A 17,844-nucleotide genomic window follows, 5' to 3' on the forward strand; every position below is an offset into this window, starting at 1 on the left:
CTGTTCCTCTTTACGCAGGTGGCCGGACGCGGCGCGTGGCCGGCTAATCAGGAAATTATTTACGTCACAGGAAAATGGCGCAAGCATTGCTGTAGATATAGGGACGGAGAGAGGAATTACAAGGCCTGCCGGAACCGACAGGCCTGAAGGGATCACGGCTGATAGATACCCACGCCAAGATCGTTCTCTTTACGGGTGCGGGCAATCACTGATTCGGGTGATTCAGCGATACGCAGACCCATCTCCGCTTCGGTGCGCACGATTTTGCCGCGCAGCGAGTTGGTGTAAACATCGACGATTTCGACATCGACAAACTTGCCGACGAGGTCCGGGGTGCCTTCGAAATTGACCACCCGGTTGTTCTCCGTACGCCCGGAGAGCTCCATGATGTTCTTGCGCGACGTGCCTTCCACCAGGATGCGCTGTACCGTGCCGAGCATGCGACGGCTCCAGGCCATCGCCTGCTGGTTGATGCGCTCCTGCAGAATATACAGACGCTGTTTCTTGTCTGCATCCGGCACGTCGTCGACCATATCGGCCGCCGGGGTGCCCGGACGGGCGGAGAAGATAAAGCTGTAGCTCATATCGAAATTGACGTCGGCGATAAGCTTCATCGTCTTTTCGAAATCTTCCGTGGTTTCGCCGGGGAAGCCGACGATAAAGTCTGAGCTTATCTGAATATCCGGACGCGCTTCACGCAGCTTACGAATAATCGCTTTATACTCCAGCGCGGTATGGGTCCGTCCCATCAGGTTCAGCACGCGGTCGGAACCGCTCTGCACCGGCAAGTGCAGGAAGCTCACCAGCTCCGGCGTATCGCGATAGACGTCGATGATGTCGTCGGTAAATTCGATCGGATGGCTGGTGGTGAAGCGAATGCGGTCGATGCCGTCGATAGCGGCCACCAGGCGCAGCAGATCGGCAAAGCTGCCGGTGGTGCCGTCGTAGTTCTCACCGCGCCAGGCGTTCACGTTCTGGCCCAGCAGGTTGACTTCACGCACGCCCTGCGCCGCCAGTTGGGCGATTTCAAACAGGATATCGTCGCACGGGCGGCTGACTTCTTCACCGCGGGTGTAGGGCACCACGCAGTAGGTGCAGTATTTGTTGCAGCCTTCCATAATCGAGACAAAGGCGGTCGGGCCTTCGGCGCGCGGTTCTGGCAGGCGATCGAATTTTTCAATTTCCGGGAAGCTGATATCAACCACCGGGCTGCGGTTGCCGCGCACAGAGTTAATCATCTCCGGCAGGCGGTGCAGGGTTTGCGGCCCGAAAATAATATCGACATAGTGCGCGCGCTGACGAATATGGTCGCCTTCCTGGGAGGCCACGCAGCCGCCAACGCCAATAATCAGGTCCGGGTTCTTCTCTTTCAGCAGCTTCCAGCGTCCAAGCTGATGGAAAACTTTTTCCTGGGCCTTCTCACGAATTGAGCAGGTATTGAGCAACAGCACATCTGCTTCTTCCGCCACTTCGGTCAGTTGATACCCATGTGTCGCATCCAGCAGATCGGCCATCTTTGATGAATCATACTCGTTCATCTGACAGCCCCAGGTTTTAATATGGAGTTTTTTTGTCATTGACTTGCTCATGCTCAGTAATAGATATCCAAAACGCGGGGATATATACAGGGTGAATTTCGCATTCCAGGGCGCGTATTGTAATGCTTTGGTCGCCCCCTGACCAGTGCGAGCGTTATCACCGCAAGAGGGCGAAAAATCCGGTAAACTTAACGGATTCTGCTTTAAGGATAATAGCCATGACAATTCACGCAACAGATGTCGCCATCGTGGGCGGCGGCATGGTCGGCGGCGCCCTGGCGTTAGGGCTGGCGCAACAGGGATTTACCGTGACGGTGCTTGAGAAAACGGCGCCCCCGGCTTTCGATCCGGCATCCGCCCCGGATGTGCGGATCTCGGCGATCAGCGCGGCCTCGGTCGGCCTGCTGAAAAGCCTTGACGTCTGGGATGCCGTGCGGGCGATGCGCGTCCACGCTTACCGTCGTCTGGAGACCTGGGAGTGGGAGAGCGCGCACGTCGCCTTTGACGCCGCAGAGCTCAAGCTCCCAGAGCTGGGCTATATGGTTGAGAACAAGGTCCTGCAGTGGGGCCTGTGGCAAGCGCTGGCGGCGCACGAAGGGGTTACCCTCCGCGTTGGCGGCGAACTGGAGGCGATGCAGCGCGGCGAGGCGCAGACGGCGCTGCGTTTACGCGAGGGGGAGACGATCCACGCCCGGCTGGTTATCGGCGCCGACGGCGCCAGCTCTCAGGTGCGGGAGATGGCCGGCATCGGCGTGCATGCCTGGCAATATCAGCAGTCCTGTATGCTCATCAGCGTCCAATGCGCCGACGATCCCGGCGACAGCACCTGGCAGCAGTTTACCCCCAGCGGACCGCGCGCCTTCCTGCCGCTGTTCGACAACTGGGCCTCGCTGGTGTGGTATGACGCCCCGGCGCGGATCCGTCAGCTACAGGGCATGTCCATGCCCCAGCTTCAGCAGGAGATCGCCCGCCATTTCCCGGCGCGTCTCGGACGGGTGACGCCGCAGGCGGCCGGCGCCTTCCCGCTCACCCGGCGTCATGCGCTGCAGTATGTTCAGCCCGGTCTGGCGCTGGTGGGCGATGCGGCGCACACCATTCATCCACTGGCGGGGCAGGGGGTTAACCTTGGCTATCGCGATGTCGACGCCCTGCTGGAGATCCTGGCGCAAGCGCGCGGCCGAGGCGAAGAGTGGGCCAGCCTGCCGGTGCTCAAGCGCTACCAGGCGCGGCGGCGGGCGGATAATTTTATTATGCAGTCGGGGATGGATCTGTTTTACGCCGGATTCAGCAATGACCTGGCGCCGGTGCGGATGCTGCGTAATATTGGCCTGATGGCGGCCGAACGCGCCGGGGTGCTGAAGCGTCAGGCGCTGAAGTATGCGTTAGGCTTGTAACTCCGGCTTCCCGGGCGGGGGCGTAGTGGAAAGCGCCTGCCCGGCAGTCAGTGACGCGCCAGGATGGCTATACGCCAATAGCAAAAAAGCCCACCGAGGTGGGCTTTTTTGCATTTAAGTGGCTGGGGTACGAGGATTCGAACCTCGGAATGCCGGAATCAGAATCCGGTGCCTTACCGCTTGGCGATACCCCAATTGTCTGTTGCGCCTGACCGACACTATCCCGGTTTAAGAGCAACAGTGCGTTCATTGCTGAACGACTTTTTAATTTGGCTGGGGTACGAGGATTCGAACCTCGGAATGCCGGAATCAGAATCCGGTGCCTTACCGCTTGGCGATACCCCAACAAATTGTTTGCGGATTTATCGATGTGTATCGATACGTCCCGAATATGGTGGCTACGACGGGATTCGAACCTGTGACCCCATCATTATGAGTGATGTGCTCTAACCAGCTGAGCTACGTAGCCAAATTGTCTTACTGTTTCTTCGATGGCTGGGGTACCTGGATTCGAACCAGGGAATGCCGGTATCAAAAACCGGTGCCTTACCGCTTGGCGATACCCCAATACCGTCGCGGTGACCCGCAAATATCGAAGAAATATGGCTGGGGTACCTGGATTCGAACCAGGGAATGCCGGTATCAAAAACCGGTGCCTTACCGCTTGGCGATACCCCATCCGTACAACGCTGACTGGTGAATGGTGCGGGAGGCGAGACTTGAACTCGCACACCTTGCGGCGCCAGAACCTAAATCTGGTGCGTCTACCAATTTCGCCACTCCCGCAAAAAAAGATGGTGGCTACGACGGGATTCGAACCTGTGACCCCATCATTATGAGTGATGTGCTCTAACCAGCTGAGCTACGTAGCCATCTTTTTTTCGCGTAACCTTATCGGCGTTGCGGGGCGCATTATGCGTATTGGGCCTGCGAGCGTCAACCTCTTTTTCAAGGAAAATCGTTGTAATGTGACTGTTTGGTTAGGTTGCGAACAGCTCGCTGCAATAATCGGCAATTATTGGTTATTTATCGTTTTTCAGCGGCATAATTCCCGCAAAAAGAAAACGGACCCCGGAGGGTCCGTTTCGCGTTTCAACGCCTGTCAGGGCTTATTTATAGGCCGACTGGTGGACGCCTACCGCGCGGCCTGACGGATCGTTCATGGTTTTGAATGCTTCATCCCACTCAATGGCTTTAGCAGAAGAGCAGGCCACCGACGGACCGCCAGGAACACACTCCGCCGCGCTTGGCAGCGGGAACAGCTCTTCGAAGATCTCGCGGTACAGATAGCCTTCTTTGGAGGTCGGCGTGTTGTACGGGAAGCGGAAGCTTGCGGTTTCCAGCTGCTGGTCGCTGATCTGTTTCGCGGCCACTTCTTTCAGCGTATCGATCCAGCTGTAGCCGACGCCGTCAGAGAACTGCTCTTTCTGCCGCCAGGCAACGCTGGCCGGCAGATAGGATTCAAAGCATTCGCGCAGCACGTGTTTTTCCATTTTGCCGTTGCCGCACATCTTATCCTGCGGGTTGATGCGCATCGCCACGTCGAGGAACTTCTTGTCAAGGAACGGCACGCGGGCTTCCACGCCCCAGGCGGACATCGCTTTGTTGGCGCGGGCGCAGTCAAACATATGCAGCGCCTGCAGCTTACGTACCGTCTCTTCGTGCAATTCTTTGGCGTTCGGCGCCTTATGGAAGTAGAGGTAGCCGCCGAACACTTCGTCCGAGCCTTCGCCGGAAAGCACCATTTTGATGCCCATGGCTTTAATTTTCCGCGACATCAGGTACATCGGCGTCGAAGCGCGAATAGTGGTCACATCGTAGGTTTCGATGTGATAGATAACGTCGCGGATCGCATCCAGCCCTTCCTGGACGGTAAAGTGAATTTCATGGTGCACGGTGCCGAGGTGGTTAGCCACTTCCTGCGCCGCTTTCAGGTCAGGAGAGCCTTCCAGACCGACCGCGAAGGAGTGCAGCTGCGGCCACCAGGCTTCGCTACGCTCCTGATCTTCGACGCGACGGGCGGCAAATTTCTTGGTGATGGCGGAGATGACCGAAGAATCAAGGCCGCCGGAGAGCAGCACGCCGTAGGGGACGTCGGACATCAGATGGCTTTTCACCGACTCTTCCAGTGCCTGGCGCAGCTCGTTCTTATCGGTAACGTTGTCTTTTACCGCGTCGTAATCGAACCAGTCGCGCTGATAGTACTGGCGAATTTCACCGTCTTTGCTCCACAGGTAGCTACCCGCCGGGAACTCTTTAATGGTGCGGCACACCGGCACCAGGGCTTTCATTTCGGAAGCGACATAGAAGTTGCCGTGTTCATCATGCCCCATATACAGCGGGATAATGCCGATATGGTCGCGGCCAATTAAGTACGCGTCTTTTTCGCTGTCGTACAGGGCGAAGGCGAACATCCCCTGCAGGTCGTCGAGGAACGCCGGGCCTTTTTCCTGATACAGCGCGAGGATCACTTCGCAGTCGGAGCCGGTCTGGAACTGATAGCGGTCGCCATATTCCGCGCGCAGCGCCTGATGGTTGTAGATTTCGCCGTTAACGGCCAGCGCATGGGTTTTTTCGGCGTTGTACAGCGGCTGAGCGCCGGCGTTGACATCGACAATCGACAGGCGCTCGTGCGCCAGAATCGCTTTGTCGCTGGCATACACGCCAGACCAGTCCGGACCGCGATGGCGCATCAGGCGGGAAAGCTCCAGCGCCTTTTTACGCAGCTCGCCTGCGTCAGTTTTAATATCCAGTACGCCAAAAATAGAACACATAGCCTTCTCCATTACCCTGTCGTGTTTGATGTTGTGCTGGCTTCGTCTCGTGGCGAAGCCTGAGTGCGTGCTTAAGAAAATGCCGTAAAGGGGGAGCAGGCGCAAGGGTTTTACGGCTGGAAAAAGAAAAAACGCAACTGCGATTGTTGAATAGTAAAAAAAGAGTATCTTTTGAACGGCTTCATTGAAGAATACGCAATTTTAAGCCGTTTTTATTAGATATGGTACTTTTGGCAGGCGTCAAAAATGAACAACCACGTCCTGAGACGTGGCTGACATTAGAAAATATCGATTTCCGCGACGGAGGGGTAGATCCACGACGGGCGGAACGGCATGCTGTCGATGTCGTCGAGGGTTGAGACTCCGGAGAGCACCAGAATGGTCTCCAGCCCCGCCTGGAAGCCAGCCAGAATGTCGGTGCGCAGATTGTCGCCGACAATCACCGTCTGTTCGGAGTGGGCCTGCATTTTGTTCAGCGCTGAGCGGATGATCCACGGGCTGGGTTTACCGACGTAAAACGGCTTACGGCCGGAGATCTTCTCGATCCCGGCGCACAGGGCGCCGCAGGCCGGGTAGAAGCCGCGACCGTGAGTATCCGGGTTAGTGGCAATGAAGCGGGCGCCATTGGCGACAAAGAAGGCCGCCTTATGCATCATCTCCCAGTTAAAGGAGCGGGTTTCCCCGACGATGACAAAATCCGGGTTGACGTCGGTAATGGTAAAGCCGGCTTTGTACAGCTCGTGGATCAGCGCCCCTTCACCCACCACATAGGCTTTCTTACCTTCCTGGCGGCGCAGAAAATCGGCCGTCGCCATCGCCGAGGTGTAGAAGGCGCTATCCGGAACCTCAATCCCGGCGGTGGCGAAACGGTTCGCCAGATCCTGGCCGGTTTGCGACGGGTAGTTGGTCAGCATCACCAGCGGCATGCCTTTCTCGAGGATGCGCTTGATAAACTCGGCAGCGCCGGGAACGGCGACGTTATCGTGCATCAGCACACCGTCAATATCACAAATTATGTTTTGAATGGTCATGGTGGGTCCAGAATCATTATCAAAGACGAAACTATACGCGTCATTGATGAGGTTTCACACCTCTGACGGGCGATGCCCGCCAACGACAGAGCGACGCGCTTATCAATAAAGGGGCGGTTAGCTCTCAAGCAAGCGCTGCAGCAGCGTGCCATTGAGCATGGCGCGTTTGACCAGCGCGAAGGCGCCAATCGCTGAGCGATGATCGAGGGTGGAGCGCACCACCGGCAGGTTCTTACGAAACGCCTTCAGCGCCTGGGCGTTAATGCAGCCCTCAATGGCCGGGAGCAGCACTTTCTCGGCTTCCACAATTTCGCCGGCGATGACGATTTTTTGTGGATTGAACAGGTTGATGGCGATGGCGATCGTTTTTCCGAGGTGACGCCCTACGTACTCGACCACTTCGCAGGCCAGGGCATCGCCTTTGTTGGCCGCTTTGCAGATGGTTTTGATCGTGCAGTCATCGAGGGTCAGACGGCTCTGATAGCCCTGCTCCAGCAGGTGGCGAACGCGATGTTCGATGGCGGCATTAGCTGCGACGGTCTCCAGACAGCCAAAGTTGCCGCAGTGGCAGCGCTCGCCCAGCGGGTCGACCTGAATATGGCCGATTTCGCCGACGTTGCCGTTACGGCCGATAAAAATGCGTCCGTTGGAGATGATCCCTGCCCCGGTGCCGCGGTGCACGCGCACCAGAATGGAGTCTTCGCAATCCTGGCTTGCGCCAAAATAGTGCTCGGCCAGCGCCAGGCTGCGGATATCGTGTCCGACAAAGCAGGTAACGTTGAAGCGTTTTTCCAGCGCCCCGACCAGGCCCCAGTTTTCCACCGCAATGTGCGGCATATAGCGGATCACCCCGCTTTCCGGATCCACCAGCCCCGGCAGGATCACCGAGATGGCGATCAGCTCGCGAATTTTGCGCTGACAGTTTTCAATAAAAGTGGCGATGATATTCAGCAGGGCGTGTTCCAGCGTTTCCTGGGTGCGCTCGGGCAGCGGGAAATGCTCCTCTTCCAGGGTCTTGCTGCTTAAATCATAGAGGGTGAGAGTGGCGTCATAGCGGCCAAGGCGCACGCCAATGGCGTTGAAGTTGCGCGTCTCCGCAATGATGGAGATGGCGCGGCGCCCCCCGGTGGAGGCCTGCTGATCGACTTCTTTGATCAGGCCGCGCTCAATAAGCTGACGCGTGATTTTGGTCACGCTGGCAGGGGCAAGCTGGCTTTGTTCCGCGATCTGAATGCGCGAGATAGGCCCATGCTGGTCAATCAGGCGGTACACGGCCGCGCTGTTCAGTTGTTTTACGAGGTCAACGTTACCAATTTGAGCTTGTCCGCCTGCTGTCATACTTTTACTTACTCAGTGACGACCTCGTTACCATTAACGATGGTCTTGGTGATTTTATAATCGCGTGTAAAGGCGGTCAGGTTAGCGACCATACCCGGCGCAATACTGCCGAGCTGCTTGTCCACACCAATGGCGCGCGCGGGATAGAGCGTCGCCATGCGCAATACTTCGTCCAGCGCCACACCGCAATGCTCAACCAGATTACGCACCCCTTCAATCATGGTCAGGGAAGATCCGCTGAGGGTGCCGTTTTCATCTACGCACAGCCCGTTGCGGTAGTATATTGTTTTCCCGGCAAAAATGAACTGGTCAATATTCGCCCCCGCCGGCGCGGTGGCGTCGGTGACCAGGCACAGTTTGTCGCCTTTCAGGCGCTTGGCGTTGCGCACGTTGGCGTAATCGACGTGCATCCCGTCGACAATAATACCGCAGTAGACATCCGGCTCGTCAAAAATCGCCCCGGCCAGACCCGGTTCGCGGCCAGTAATGTACGGCATTGCATTATACAGGTGGGTGGCGAAGGTAATGCCTGCGCGGAAGCCCACTTTCGCCTCTTTCAGCGTGGCGTTGGAGTGGCCCGCGGAGACGACGATCCCGGCGGCGACCAGTTTGCGGATCACTTCCGGCTCAACGCGCTCAGGGGCGAGGGTTACTTTGGTGATCACATCGGCGTTGTCGCACAGGAAATCGACCAGCGCCGCGTCCGGTTTACGCACATAGTCCGGGTTGTGGGTGCCTTTCTTGACGATATTCAGCCACGGTCCTTCAAGATGCAGACCCAGCGCCTGGTTCGGGTGCTTTTGCAGGTATTCGCGCATCACGCGCACGCCTTGCTTCATCAGATCGTCGCTGGAGGTAATCAGCGTCGGCAGGAAGCTGGTGCAGCCTGAGCGTTCGTTGGCCTTCTGCATGATCTCCAGCGTGTCGACAGTGACCGCGTCAGGGCTGTCGTTAAACTGCACGCCGCCGCAGCCGTTGAGCTGGACGTCGATAAAACCGGGGGCGAGGATGGCGCCGTTGACTGAGCGCTGCTCGATGTCAGACGGCAAATCTGCCAGCGGACAAAGACGTTCGATAAGGCCATTAGCGATAACAACCGCATGGTCATCAAGAATTTCATGACCGGTATAAACCCGGCCCTGGGTTAATGCATACATTACGACCCCCGGTATATACGCCTCATCAGGCCCGGGTACGTTCGTTTGCCGCCGGCATGATGATGCATACAAAGAAAAAGATGGTCCCGCGCAAATCGCGGGACACGACTACATTACAGACCTTTAATATTTTCAGCTTCTAATTCGTTGAAATATTTCAGTGTCTTCACTTTCAGCTCCATGGTAGACGGTTCGTCACAGACGATCACCGCCTTCGGATGCAGCTGCAGACAGGTAATGGTCCACATGTGGTTGACGTTACCTTCTACCGCCGCCTGCAGCGCCAGCGCTTTCTGATGGCCCAGCACCAGAATCATTACCTCTTCTGCATCCAGCAGGGTGCCCACGCCGACGGTTAGCGCATATTTCGGCACCAGATCCACGTCGCCGTCGAAGAAGCGGGAGTTCGCCACGCGGGTTTCATGGGTCAGGGTCTTAATACGGGTACGAGACGCCAGAGAGGAGGCCGGTTCGTTAAACGCGATGTGACCATCGTTGCCCACGCCGCCCATGAACAGGTGGATTTTACCGTAGGAACGAATTTTTTCTTCATAGCGACGGCATTCCGCATCGATGTCCGGCGCGTTACCATTCAGCAAGTTGATATTTTCTGCCGGAATATCAACGTGGTCAAAGAAATTACGGTGCATGAAGCTATGATAGCTTTCCGGATGCTCTTTCGGCAGGCCAACGTATTCATCCATGTTGAAGGTGACGACGTGTTTGAAGCTAACCTGGCCTGCTTTATGCATTTCAACCAGCGCCTTGTAGGCGGTGAGTGGGGTGCCGCCGGTCGGCAGTCCCAGGACGAACGGACGGTCCGCGGTTGGTTTAAATGCATTAATGCGGTTAACGATATGGCGGGCAGCCCATTTACCGACCTGCTCAGCGGTTACCAGGGGGATCAGTCTCATTCTTCACCTCTATAGTTAAAGTAGATTCTGGCGGATTGGCGCCAGCACTCTGAGGAGAGTATTGCAGCAACTGCGCCGACCGGGGTCAATCCGTGTTGATTTTTTGAATGATAAAATAAGTTTTCGATGTTAGCCAGTGTAAGGGAGGGGGAAATACGATATTTGGTGATAATTATCACAAAAAATACCCGTTTAATTTGCGATACGAATTAATTTTTCACACACTTTGCCGGTAAGTGATAAAACCGACCTTGTTACACAATAAAAAAGTGGCTTTGAAAATGAGCCTCATCGGGGTCTCATAGGGGGAATAAGATGAATATTTTAGGTTTCTTTCAGCGGCTGGGTAGGGCGTTACAGCTCCCTATCGCAGTGCTGCCGGTCGCAGCATTGCTGCTGCGTTTCGGGCAACCAGACCTGTTGAATGTACCCTTCATCGCGCAAGCGGGTGGGGCTATCTTCGACAACCTGGCGCTGATCTTTGCTATCGGTGTGGCGTCAAGCTGGTCCAAGGATAACGCCGGTTCTGCGGCGCTGGCCGGGGCAGTAGGTTATTTCGTGATGACCAAAGCGATGGTCACCATCAATCCGGAAATTAACATGGGCGTACTGGCCGGTATCATTACCGGTCTGGTAGCAGGGGCGGTGTACAACCGCTGGGCCGGCATCAAGCTGCCGGACTTCCTGAGCTTCTTCGGCGGCAAACGCTTCGTGCCGATCGCCACCGGCTTCTTCTGTCTGATTCTCGCGGCGATCTTCGGCTACGTCTGGCCGCCGGTGCAGCACGCTATCCATGCGGGCGGCGAGTGGATCGTTTCCGCAGGGGCATTGGGTTCCGGTATCTTCGGTTTTATCAACCGTCTGCTGATCCCGACCGGCCTGCATCAGGTGCTGAACACCATCGCCTGGTTCCAGATTGGTGAGTTTACTAACGCCGCAGGCGCCGTGTTCCACGGCGACATCAACCGCTTCTACGCCGGCGACGGCACCGCGGGGATGTTCATGTCCGGCTTCTTCCCAATCATGATGTTTGGTCTGCCGGGCGCGGCGCTGGCGATGTATCTGGCCGCTCCGAAAGCGCGTCGTCCAATGGTGGGCGGTATGCTGCTGTCTGTTGCCATCACCGCGTTCCTGACCGGGGTAACCGAGCCGCTGGAATTCCTGTTCATGTTCCTGGCTCCGCTGCTGTACCTCCTGCACGCGGTACTGACCGGTATCAGTCTGTTCATCGCAACGGCGCTGGGCATTCATGCGGGCTTCTCCTTCTCCGCCGGCGCCATTGACTACGTGCTGATGTACAGCCTGCCGGCCGCCAGCAAAAACGTCTGGATGCTGCTGGTGATGGGCGTGGTCTTCTTCTTCGTCTACTTCCTGCTGTTCAGCGCGGTGATCCGCATGTTCAACCTGAAAACACCGGGTCGTGAAGACAAAGCCGCTGACGTGGTAACGGAAGAAGCTAACAGCAACACTGAAGAAGGCCTGACCCAGCTGGCGACCAGCTATATCGCCGCGGTGGGCGGAACGGACAACCTGAAAGCGATTGACGCCTGTATCACCCGTCTGCGTCTGACCGTGAGCGATTCGGCGAAAGTGAACGACGCCGCCTGTAAACGTCTCGGCGCATCCGGGGTGGTGAAACTGAATAAGCAAACCATCCAGGTAATCGTCGGCGCGAAGGCAGAGTCTATCGGCGATGAGATGAAAAAAGTGGTTACCCGCGGCCCGGTAGCGGCAGCGGCAACCGCACCGGCTGGCAACGTCGCCACCGCAGCGCCAGCGGCTAAACCGCAGGCGGTAGCGAACGCGAAGACCGTTGAGTCGCTGGTTTCGCCGATTACCGGTGACGTGGTGGCGCTCGAACAGGTGCCGGACGAAGCCTTCGCCAGCAAAGCCGTCGGCGACGGTATCGCGGTGAAACCGACCAGCAACATCGTTGTCGCGCCAGCGGCGGGTACTGTGGTGAAAATTTTCAACACTAACCACGCGTTTTGCCTCGAAACCAACAACGGTGCGGAAATCGTCGTCCACATGGGTATCGACACCGTGGCGCTGGAAGGCAAGGGCTTCAAACGTCTGGTTGAAGAGGGCACGGACGTGAAGGCGGGCGAGCCGATTCTGGAAATGGATCTGGACTTCCTCAACGCCAACGCGCGCTCGATGATTAGCCCGGTAGTCTGCAGCAATAGCGATGACTACAGCGCGCTGGTGATACTGGCGAGCGGTAAGGTCGTAGCCGGCCAGACGCCGCTGTATGAGATTAAAGGCAAGTAAGGCTCCTGAGTCGAGTTTATGCCTCAGCGGCGAAGGGAAACCTTCGCCGCTTTTTTTTCCAGCAATCGGCCCCATAATCCTCTTCTGATACCTATTTTACGTAACTAATAGTTGTCACTACGCCCTGCTTGTAAGATCATGTGCCGTTATACGTTGTTTACGCTTTGAGGAACCCGTGATGAGTGAGGCAGAAGCCCGCCCGACTAACTTTATCCGTCAGATCATTGATGAAGATCTGGCTACCGGTAAGCACACCACCGTTCACACCCGCTTCCCGCCGGAGCCGAACGGTTATCTGCACATTGGCCATGCGAAATCCATCTGCCTGAACTTCGGCATCGCCCAGGATTATCAGGGCCAATGCAACCTGCGTTTCGATGACACCAACCCGGTGAAAGAAGATATCGAATACGTGGAGTCGATTAAAAACGACGTGCAGTGGTTAGGTTTCCACTGGTCCGGGGACGTTTGCTACTCGTCTGATTACTTTGATCAGCTGCATCAGTATGCGGTTGAGCTGATTAACAAAGGCCTGGCCTACGTTGATGAACTCTCTCCTGATGAGATCCGCGAATACCGCGGCACCCTGAAAGCGCCGGGTAAAAACAGCCCGTATCGCGACCGCAGCGTGGAAGAAAACCTGGCGCTGTTCGAAAAAATGCGCAGCGGCGGCTTCGAAGAGGGCAAGGCCTGCCTGCGCGCGAAGATCGATATGGCGTCGCCGTTCATCGTGATGCGCGATCCGGTGCTGTACCGCATTAAGTTCGCTGAGCATCATCAGACCGGCAACAAGTGGTGCATCTACCCGATGTACGACTTCACCCACTGCATCAGCGATGCGCTGGAAGGCATTACCCACTCGCTGTGTACCCTGGAGTTCCAGGACAACCGTCGTCTGTATGACTGGGTGCTGGACAACATCAGCATCCCGGTTCACCCGCGCCAGTACGAATTCTCGCGCCTGAATCTCGAATACACCGTGATGTCCAAGCGTAAGCTGAACCAGCTGGTGACTGAGAAGCACGTGGAAGGCTGGGACGATCCGCGGATGCCGACCATCTCCGGTCTGCGTCGTCGCGGCTACACCGCCGAATCCATCCGCGAATTCTGCAAGCGTATCGGCGTGACCAAGCAGGACAACACCATTGAGATGGCGTCGCTGGAGTCCTGCATTCGCGAAGATCTCAATGAAAACGCGCCGCGCGCGATGGCGGTGATCGATCCGGTGAAACTGGTTATCGAGAACTACCCGCAGGGCGAAAGCGAAATGGTGGCGATGCCGAACCATCCGAACAAGCCGGAGATGGGCAGCCGCGAAGTGCCGTTCAGCGCGGAAATCTGGATCGACCGCGCGGACTTCCGTGAAGAAGCCAACAAGCAGTACAAGCGTCTGGTGCTGGGCAAAGAAGTGCGTCTGCGCAACGCCTACGTCATCAAAGCGGAACGCGTGGAGAAAGATGCCGAAGGCAATATCACTACTATCTTCTGCACCTACGATGCCGACACCCTGAGCAAAGATCCGGCTGACGGCCGCAAGGTCAAAGGCGTGATCCACTGGGTGAGCGCGGCGCATGCGCTGCCGGTAGAGATCCGTCTCTACGATCGCCTGTTCAGCGTACCAAACCCGGGTGCAGCGGAGGATTTCCTCGCGGTGATCAATCCGGAATCGCTGGTGATCAAACAGGGTTACGCGGAGCCGAGCCTGGCGCAGGCGGAAGCCGGTAAAGCTTACCAGTTTGAGCGTGAAGGTTACTTCTGCCTCGACAGCCGCTATGCAACCGCAACCAGTCTGGTGTTTAACCGCACCGTCGGTCTGCGCGATACCTGGGCGAAAGCGGGCGAATAACATTTTCCCTACCGTCAAAGCGCCGCACTCTGCGGCGCTTTTTTTGTTTCAGAATCAGCCAATTACTCTTTTTATTTTCGCGAAGCGAATTAATTCTGTTTCGCTCCGGAAATAAATAACGCTTCTGATATTTCCTGTCTCATATAAAAAACCAATGTAATCGCTTTCAGCCTTCGCATTTTTCCCTGATTTAGCAATGACTTCCATGACAAAATCATCAGAGATAAGACTGTAACAAAACGACATAAATTATGTGCGCTTTGTCATAATCTTAAGCTTTGCCTCACGAAAAACATTGATAATTCGCGTCACGAAAAATAGTCTATCTACAGTGGTTTCGCGGCCTTTTTCGCCGCCCCACATTTTGCAGTTTTATTTATTTTTTAGCGAATGACCTCTGGTCTTCGCCTTTTAAAACGTCAAAGAGGATATGCACATGCGTACGTTTAGTGGCAAACGTAGTACGCTGGCGCTGGCTATTGCCGCCGTCACCGCGATGTCGGGCTGGGTTGTGATTCCGCAGGCCAGCGCAGCAGGCTTTATCGATGATTCTACTTTAACCGGCGGTATCTATTACTGGCAGCGTGAGCGTGACCGTAAAGATGTGACCGACGGCGATAAATACAAAACCAACCTTTCCCACTCCACCTGGAACGCCAACCTGGACTTCCAGTCCGGCTATGCCGCCGATATGTTTGGCCTTGATATTGCGGCGTTTACCGCGATTGAAATGGCGGAGAACGGCGACAGCGGCCACCCGAACGAAATCGCCTTCTCGTCGCGCAACAAAGCCTATGACGAAGACTACTCCGGCGATAAGAGCGGCATCAGCCTGTATAAAGCCGCCGCGAAATTCAAATACGGTCCGGCGTGGGCGCGCGCGGGCTACATCCAGCCAACCGGTCAGACCCTGCTGGCGCCGCACTGGAGCTTCATGCCGGGGACCTATCAGGGGGCGGAAGCCGGGGCCAACTTCGACTATGGCACCGCGGGCGCGTTAAGTTTCTCCTACATGTGGACGAACGAGTATAAAGCGCCATGGCATATCGAAATGGATGATTTCTACCAGAACGATAAGAAGACCAAAGTTGATTATCTTCACTCCATCGGCGCCAAATATGATTTCAAAAACGACCTGGTGCTGGAGGCGGCATTTGGTCAGGCTCAGGGCTATATCGATCAGTACTTTGCTAAAGCCAGCTACAAATTTGACGTCGCCGGCGCGCCGTTGAGCACCAGCTACCAGTTCTACGGCACTCGCGATAAGGTCAGCAACGGCGGGGTCAACGACATCTATGACGGCACCGCATGGCTGCAGGCGTTAACCTTTGGCTATAAAGTAGCGGATGTGCTGGATCTGCGTCTGGAAGGGACCTGGGTGAAGGCCGATGGCCAGCAGGGCTACTTCCTGCAGCGTATGACCCCGACCTACGCCTCCTCCAACGGTCGTCTCGATATCTGGTGGGATAACCGTTCCGACTTCAATGCCAACGGTGAAAAAGCGGTCTTCTTCGGCGCGATGTATGACATGAAAAACTGGGATATGCCGGGCTGGGCGTTTGGCGCGTCTTATGTGTACGCCTGGGATGCGAAGCCTGGCAGAATGGCTTCTCCGGATGCGTACTATGACCCTGACTATCGCCTGAAAGAGTCGGCCTATAGCCTCGATGCCATGTATACCGTGCAGGAAGGCCGGGCGAAGGGCACGCTGTTTAAACTGCACTTTACCCAGTACGACAACCATTCCGATATTCCGAGCTGGAGCGGCGGCTACGGCAACATCTTCCAGGATGAGCGCGACGTGAAGTTCATGGTTATCGCCCCGTTCACCATTTTCTAATGCCTGCGCGGCGGGCATGAGCCTGCCGCACCTCTGGGAGAACGACAATGAAAAAAATGCTGCTTATTGCCATGATGGCATCGGCTCTGGTGGCCTGCACCACGTCCCCGGCTCCGAAAGAAGACACCAAACTGAAAGATGCCTATAGCGCTTGTATTAATACGGCGGAAGGCAATCCGGACAAGATTGAAGCCTGCCAGAGCGTACTGAATGTTCTGAAAGAGGATAAACAGCACCAGCAGTTTGCTAACCAGGAGAGCGTCCGAGTGCTGGATTACCAACAGTGTATCCAGGCTACCCGCACCGGCAACGATCAGGCGGTAAAAGCGCGCTGCGACCAGATCTGGAAAGAGATCCGCAGCAATAATTCGCCCCATTAAGCCAGACGGCAGCGGCAAACGGGCGGAGCATATCTCCGCCCGTTTGCTTTTTTAGCGCTGACTCTCCGCCGGCTGATAGCCGCGACTCAGGCGCACAAACAGCAGCGCGGTGGCAATGAAGCCGCACAGCGCAGCGCACATTAGCCACCATCCCGGCGCGCTTTTATCGCCGGTAAGCTCGACCAGGGCAGTGGAGATAGCCGGCGTCAGGCCGCCGAAGATAGCGGTGGCGAGGCTGAAGGCCAACGAAAAGCCCACGGTGCGGACATAAACCGGCATCACTTCGGTGAGCGCCGCCACCATCGCGCCGTTATACATGCCAAAGAAGAACGAGAACCACAGCAGGACCAGCGTCATGCGGGTGAAATCCGGCGCGGCGGTAAGCCAGTGCATCACCGGCCAGGTGGTGAGCAGCGCCAGCACGGTGACCCCCATCAGCACCGGGCGACGACCGATCCGGTCAGAGATGGCTCCGCCAATCGGCAACCAGATAAAGTTGGAGATGCCCACCAGCATGGTTACCAGCAGACTGTCGCGGGCGCTGAGGTGCAGCACCGCTCTGCCGTAGGTGGGCGTATAGACGGTAATAAAGTAAAACGTGGTGGTGGTCATCGCCACCAGCAGGGTCCCCGCGGTAATAATGCGCCAGTTCCTGGCGATGGTGGTCAGGATCTCTTTGGTATCCGGGCGATGTTTACGCTGCAGGAATTCCTCGGTTTCCTGCAGCGAGCGGCGCAGCACGAAAATCAGCGGAATGATCAGGCAGCCAATAAAGAAGGGGATGCGCCAGCCCCAGGCGGCGATCTCCTCATGTTCCAGCGTGGCGTTCAGCGCATAGCCGATCAGCGCCGCCATGATGATAGCCACCTGCTGGCTGGCGGACTGCCAGCTGGTATAGAAGCCTTTATTGCCCGGCGTGGCGATTTCAGAGAGATAGACCGACACTCCGCCAAGCTCGACGCCCGCCGAGAACCCCTGCAGCAGACGGCCCACTAACACGAGGATCGGCGCCAGCACACCGATAGTCTGATAGCCAGGGACCAGGGCGATGAGTAGCGTCCCGCAGCCCATGATCGCCAGGGTGACCATCAGCCCTTTGCGGCGACCGATTCTGTCGATATAGGCGCCGAGCACCACCGCGCCGATGGGACGCATCAGGAAGCCCGAGCCAAATACCGCAAAGGTGAGCATCAGCGCCGCGAACTCGCTCTCCGCCGGAAAGAAGGTGCGGGCGATATAGGTGGCGTAAAAGCCAAACAGGAAGAAGTCGAACTGTTCGAGAAAATTACCGCTGGTCACGCGGAGGATAGCGCCGACGGTGCCGGCGCGGGTGGGTTGTTGGGTCATAGGGGGGGCTCTCC

Annotated in this window: 12 protein-coding genes, 7 tRNA genes and 1 pseudogene; 5 read left to right on the forward strand and 15 right to left on the reverse strand. The window is 56.7% G+C overall.

Translation table 11 applies throughout. The annotated features are described in order from the left end of the window. Positions 1–152: 152 nt before the first annotated feature. Positions 153–1,577: a tRNA (N6-isopentenyl adenosine(37)-C2)-methylthiotransferase MiaB gene (gene miaB, locus GQR96_RS07095; protein WP_004885906.1), complete on the reverse strand. Its 1,425-nt coding sequence runs from the start codon at positions 1,575–1,577 to the stop codon at positions 153–155. Between the two features lie 179 nt (positions 1,578–1,756). Here miaB and ubiF point away from each other — a divergent pair, with 179 nt between their 5' ends. Next, positions 1,757–2,932: a 3-demethoxyubiquinol 3-hydroxylase gene (ubiF, locus tag GQR96_RS07100; RefSeq protein WP_023319974.1), complete on the forward strand. Its 1,176-nt coding sequence runs from the start codon at positions 1,757–1,759 to the stop codon at positions 2,930–2,932. A 119-nt stretch (positions 2,933–3,051) separates the two neighbouring features. Here the strand turns inward: ubiF and GQR96_RS07105 are convergent. From GQR96_RS07105 to nagB, 12 genes are all read right to left on the reverse strand, one after another. Next, positions 3,052–3,126 (reverse strand) — tRNA-Gln (locus tag GQR96_RS07105). A gap of 76 nt (positions 3,127–3,202) precedes the next feature. Continuing rightward, positions 3,203–3,277: transfer RNA gene (locus tag GQR96_RS07110), tRNA-Gln, on the reverse strand. A gap of 47 nt (positions 3,278–3,324) precedes the next feature. Further along, positions 3,325–3,401 (reverse strand) — tRNA-Met (locus tag GQR96_RS07115). Between the two features lie 23 nt (positions 3,402–3,424). Beyond that, positions 3,425–3,499: transfer RNA gene (locus GQR96_RS07120), tRNA-Gln, on the reverse strand. Between the two features lie 36 nt (positions 3,500–3,535). Then, positions 3,536–3,610 (reverse strand) — tRNA-Gln (locus tag GQR96_RS07125). 23 nt (positions 3,611–3,633) lie between these two features. Next, a tRNA-Leu gene (locus GQR96_RS07130) sits at positions 3,634–3,718 on the reverse strand. A 9-nt stretch (positions 3,719–3,727) separates the two neighbouring features. Then, positions 3,728–3,804, reverse strand: a tRNA-Met gene (locus GQR96_RS07135). A 237-nt stretch (positions 3,805–4,041) separates the two neighbouring features. Continuing rightward, entirely contained in the window at positions 4,042–5,706 is a 1,665-nt protein-coding gene (asnB, locus tag GQR96_RS07140) for an asparagine synthase B (protein WP_004885914.1), read from the reverse strand. A gap of 278 nt (positions 5,707–5,984) precedes the next feature. Continuing rightward, positions 5,985–6,737 (reverse strand): HAD-IIA family hydrolase, encoded by a 753-nt coding sequence (locus tag GQR96_RS07145; RefSeq protein ID WP_004885918.1) that lies wholly within the window; start codon positions 6,735–6,737, stop codon positions 5,985–5,987. 117 nt (positions 6,738–6,854) lie between these two features. Beyond that, complete coding sequence (locus GQR96_RS07150) at positions 6,855–8,075, reverse strand: DNA-binding transcriptional regulator NagC (protein WP_004885919.1); 1,221 nt, start codon at positions 8,073–8,075, stop codon at positions 6,855–6,857. A gap of 8 nt (positions 8,076–8,083) precedes the next feature. Further along, the gene (nagA, locus tag GQR96_RS07155; protein ID WP_004885928.1) at positions 8,084–9,232 is read right to left on the reverse strand and encodes an N-acetylglucosamine-6-phosphate deacetylase; all 1,149 of its coding nucleotides are present in this window, start codon (positions 9,230–9,232) and stop codon (positions 8,084–8,086) included. A gap of 113 nt (positions 9,233–9,345) precedes the next feature. Continuing rightward, positions 9,346–10,146, reverse strand: coding sequence for a glucosamine-6-phosphate deaminase (gene nagB / locus GQR96_RS07160; RefSeq protein ID WP_002894749.1), 801 nt, complete (start codon positions 10,144–10,146; stop codon positions 9,346–9,348). Positions 10,147–10,461: 315 nt separating this feature from the next. On the opposite strand from nagB, the gene nagE reads away from it, so the two are divergent. Both nagE and glnS read left to right on the forward strand, forming a co-directional pair. Next, positions 10,462–12,417, forward strand: a complete 1,956-nt coding sequence (gene nagE / locus GQR96_RS07165; RefSeq protein ID WP_065904979.1) for a PTS N-acetyl glucosamine transporter subunit IIABC — start codon at positions 10,462–10,464, stop codon at positions 12,415–12,417. A 178-nt stretch (positions 12,418–12,595) separates the two neighbouring features. Next, on the forward strand, positions 12,596–14,263 hold the full coding sequence (gene glnS, locus GQR96_RS07170; protein ID WP_004885933.1) for a glutamine--tRNA ligase: 1,668 nt from the start codon (positions 12,596–12,598) through the stop codon (positions 14,261–14,263). A gap of 54 nt (positions 14,264–14,317) precedes the next feature. Here glnS and GQR96_RS07175 read toward each other — a convergent pair. Next, positions 14,318–14,626: pseudogene (locus tag GQR96_RS07175) on the reverse strand (methionine synthase). A gap of 73 nt (positions 14,627–14,699) precedes the next feature. Here GQR96_RS07175 and chiP point away from each other — a divergent pair. Then, positions 14,700–16,103 (forward strand): chitoporin ChiP, encoded by a 1,404-nt coding sequence (chiP, locus tag GQR96_RS07180; protein WP_017901425.1) that lies wholly within the window; start codon positions 14,700–14,702, stop codon positions 16,101–16,103. Positions 16,104–16,150: 47 nt separating this feature from the next. Further along, positions 16,151–16,483: a ChiQ/YbfN family lipoprotein gene (gene chiQ / locus GQR96_RS07185; protein ID WP_065904975.1), complete on the forward strand. Its 333-nt coding sequence runs from the start codon at positions 16,151–16,153 to the stop codon at positions 16,481–16,483. Between the two features lie 51 nt (positions 16,484–16,534). Here the strand turns inward: chiQ and GQR96_RS07190 are convergent, their stop codons facing one another. Beyond that, entirely contained in the window at positions 16,535–17,830 is a 1,296-nt protein-coding gene (locus GQR96_RS07190; protein ID WP_065904972.1) for an MFS transporter, read from the reverse strand. Between the last annotated feature and the right edge of the window lie 14 nt (positions 17,831–17,844).

It is taken from the genome of Klebsiella sp. PCX, from assembly GCF_021869705.1.
Taxonomy (GTDB): Bacteria; Pseudomonadota; Gammaproteobacteria; order Enterobacterales; family Enterobacteriaceae; genus Klebsiella; species Klebsiella quasipneumoniae.

What these genes read in the sequence shown, in the direction of transcription:
- glnS (WP_004885933.1), top strand. Translation starts at nt 12,596, where the DNA reads ATGAGTGAGGCAGAAGCCCGCCCGACTAACTTTATCCGTCAGATCATT.
- nagB (WP_002894749.1), bottom strand. Translation starts at nt 10,146, where the DNA reads ATGAGACTGATCCCCCTGGTAACCGCTGAGCAGGTCGGTAAATGGGCT.
- GQR96_RS07145 (WP_004885918.1), bottom strand. Translation starts at nt 6,737, where the DNA reads ATGACCATTCAAAACATAATTTGTGATATTGACGGTGTGCTGATGCAC.
- miaB (WP_004885906.1), bottom strand. Translation starts at nt 1,577, where the DNA reads ATGACAAAAAAACTCCATATTAAAACCTGGGGCTGTCAGATGAACGAG.
- GQR96_RS07190 (WP_065904972.1), bottom strand. Translation starts at nt 17,830, where the DNA reads ATGACCCAACAACCCACCCGCGCCGGCACCGTCGGCGCTATCCTCCGC.
- chiQ (WP_065904975.1), top strand. Translation starts at nt 16,151, where the DNA reads ATGAAAAAAATGCTGCTTATTGCCATGATGGCATCGGCTCTGGTGGCC.
- nagE (WP_065904979.1), top strand. Translation starts at nt 10,462, where the DNA reads ATGAATATTTTAGGTTTCTTTCAGCGGCTGGGTAGGGCGTTACAGCTC.
- asnB (WP_004885914.1), bottom strand. Translation starts at nt 5,706, where the DNA reads ATGTGTTCTATTTTTGGCGTACTGGATATTAAAACTGACGCAGGCGAG.
- ubiF (WP_023319974.1), top strand. Translation starts at nt 1,757, where the DNA reads ATGACAATTCACGCAACAGATGTCGCCATCGTGGGCGGCGGCATGGTC.
- GQR96_RS07150 (WP_004885919.1), bottom strand. Translation starts at nt 8,075, where the DNA reads ATGACAGCAGGCGGACAAGCTCAAATTGGTAACGTTGACCTCGTAAAA.
- nagA (WP_004885928.1), bottom strand. Translation starts at nt 9,232, where the DNA reads ATGTATGCATTAACCCAGGGCCGGGTTTATACCGGTCATGAAATTCTT.
- chiP (WP_017901425.1), top strand. Translation starts at nt 14,700, where the DNA reads ATGCGTACGTTTAGTGGCAAACGTAGTACGCTGGCGCTGGCTATTGCC.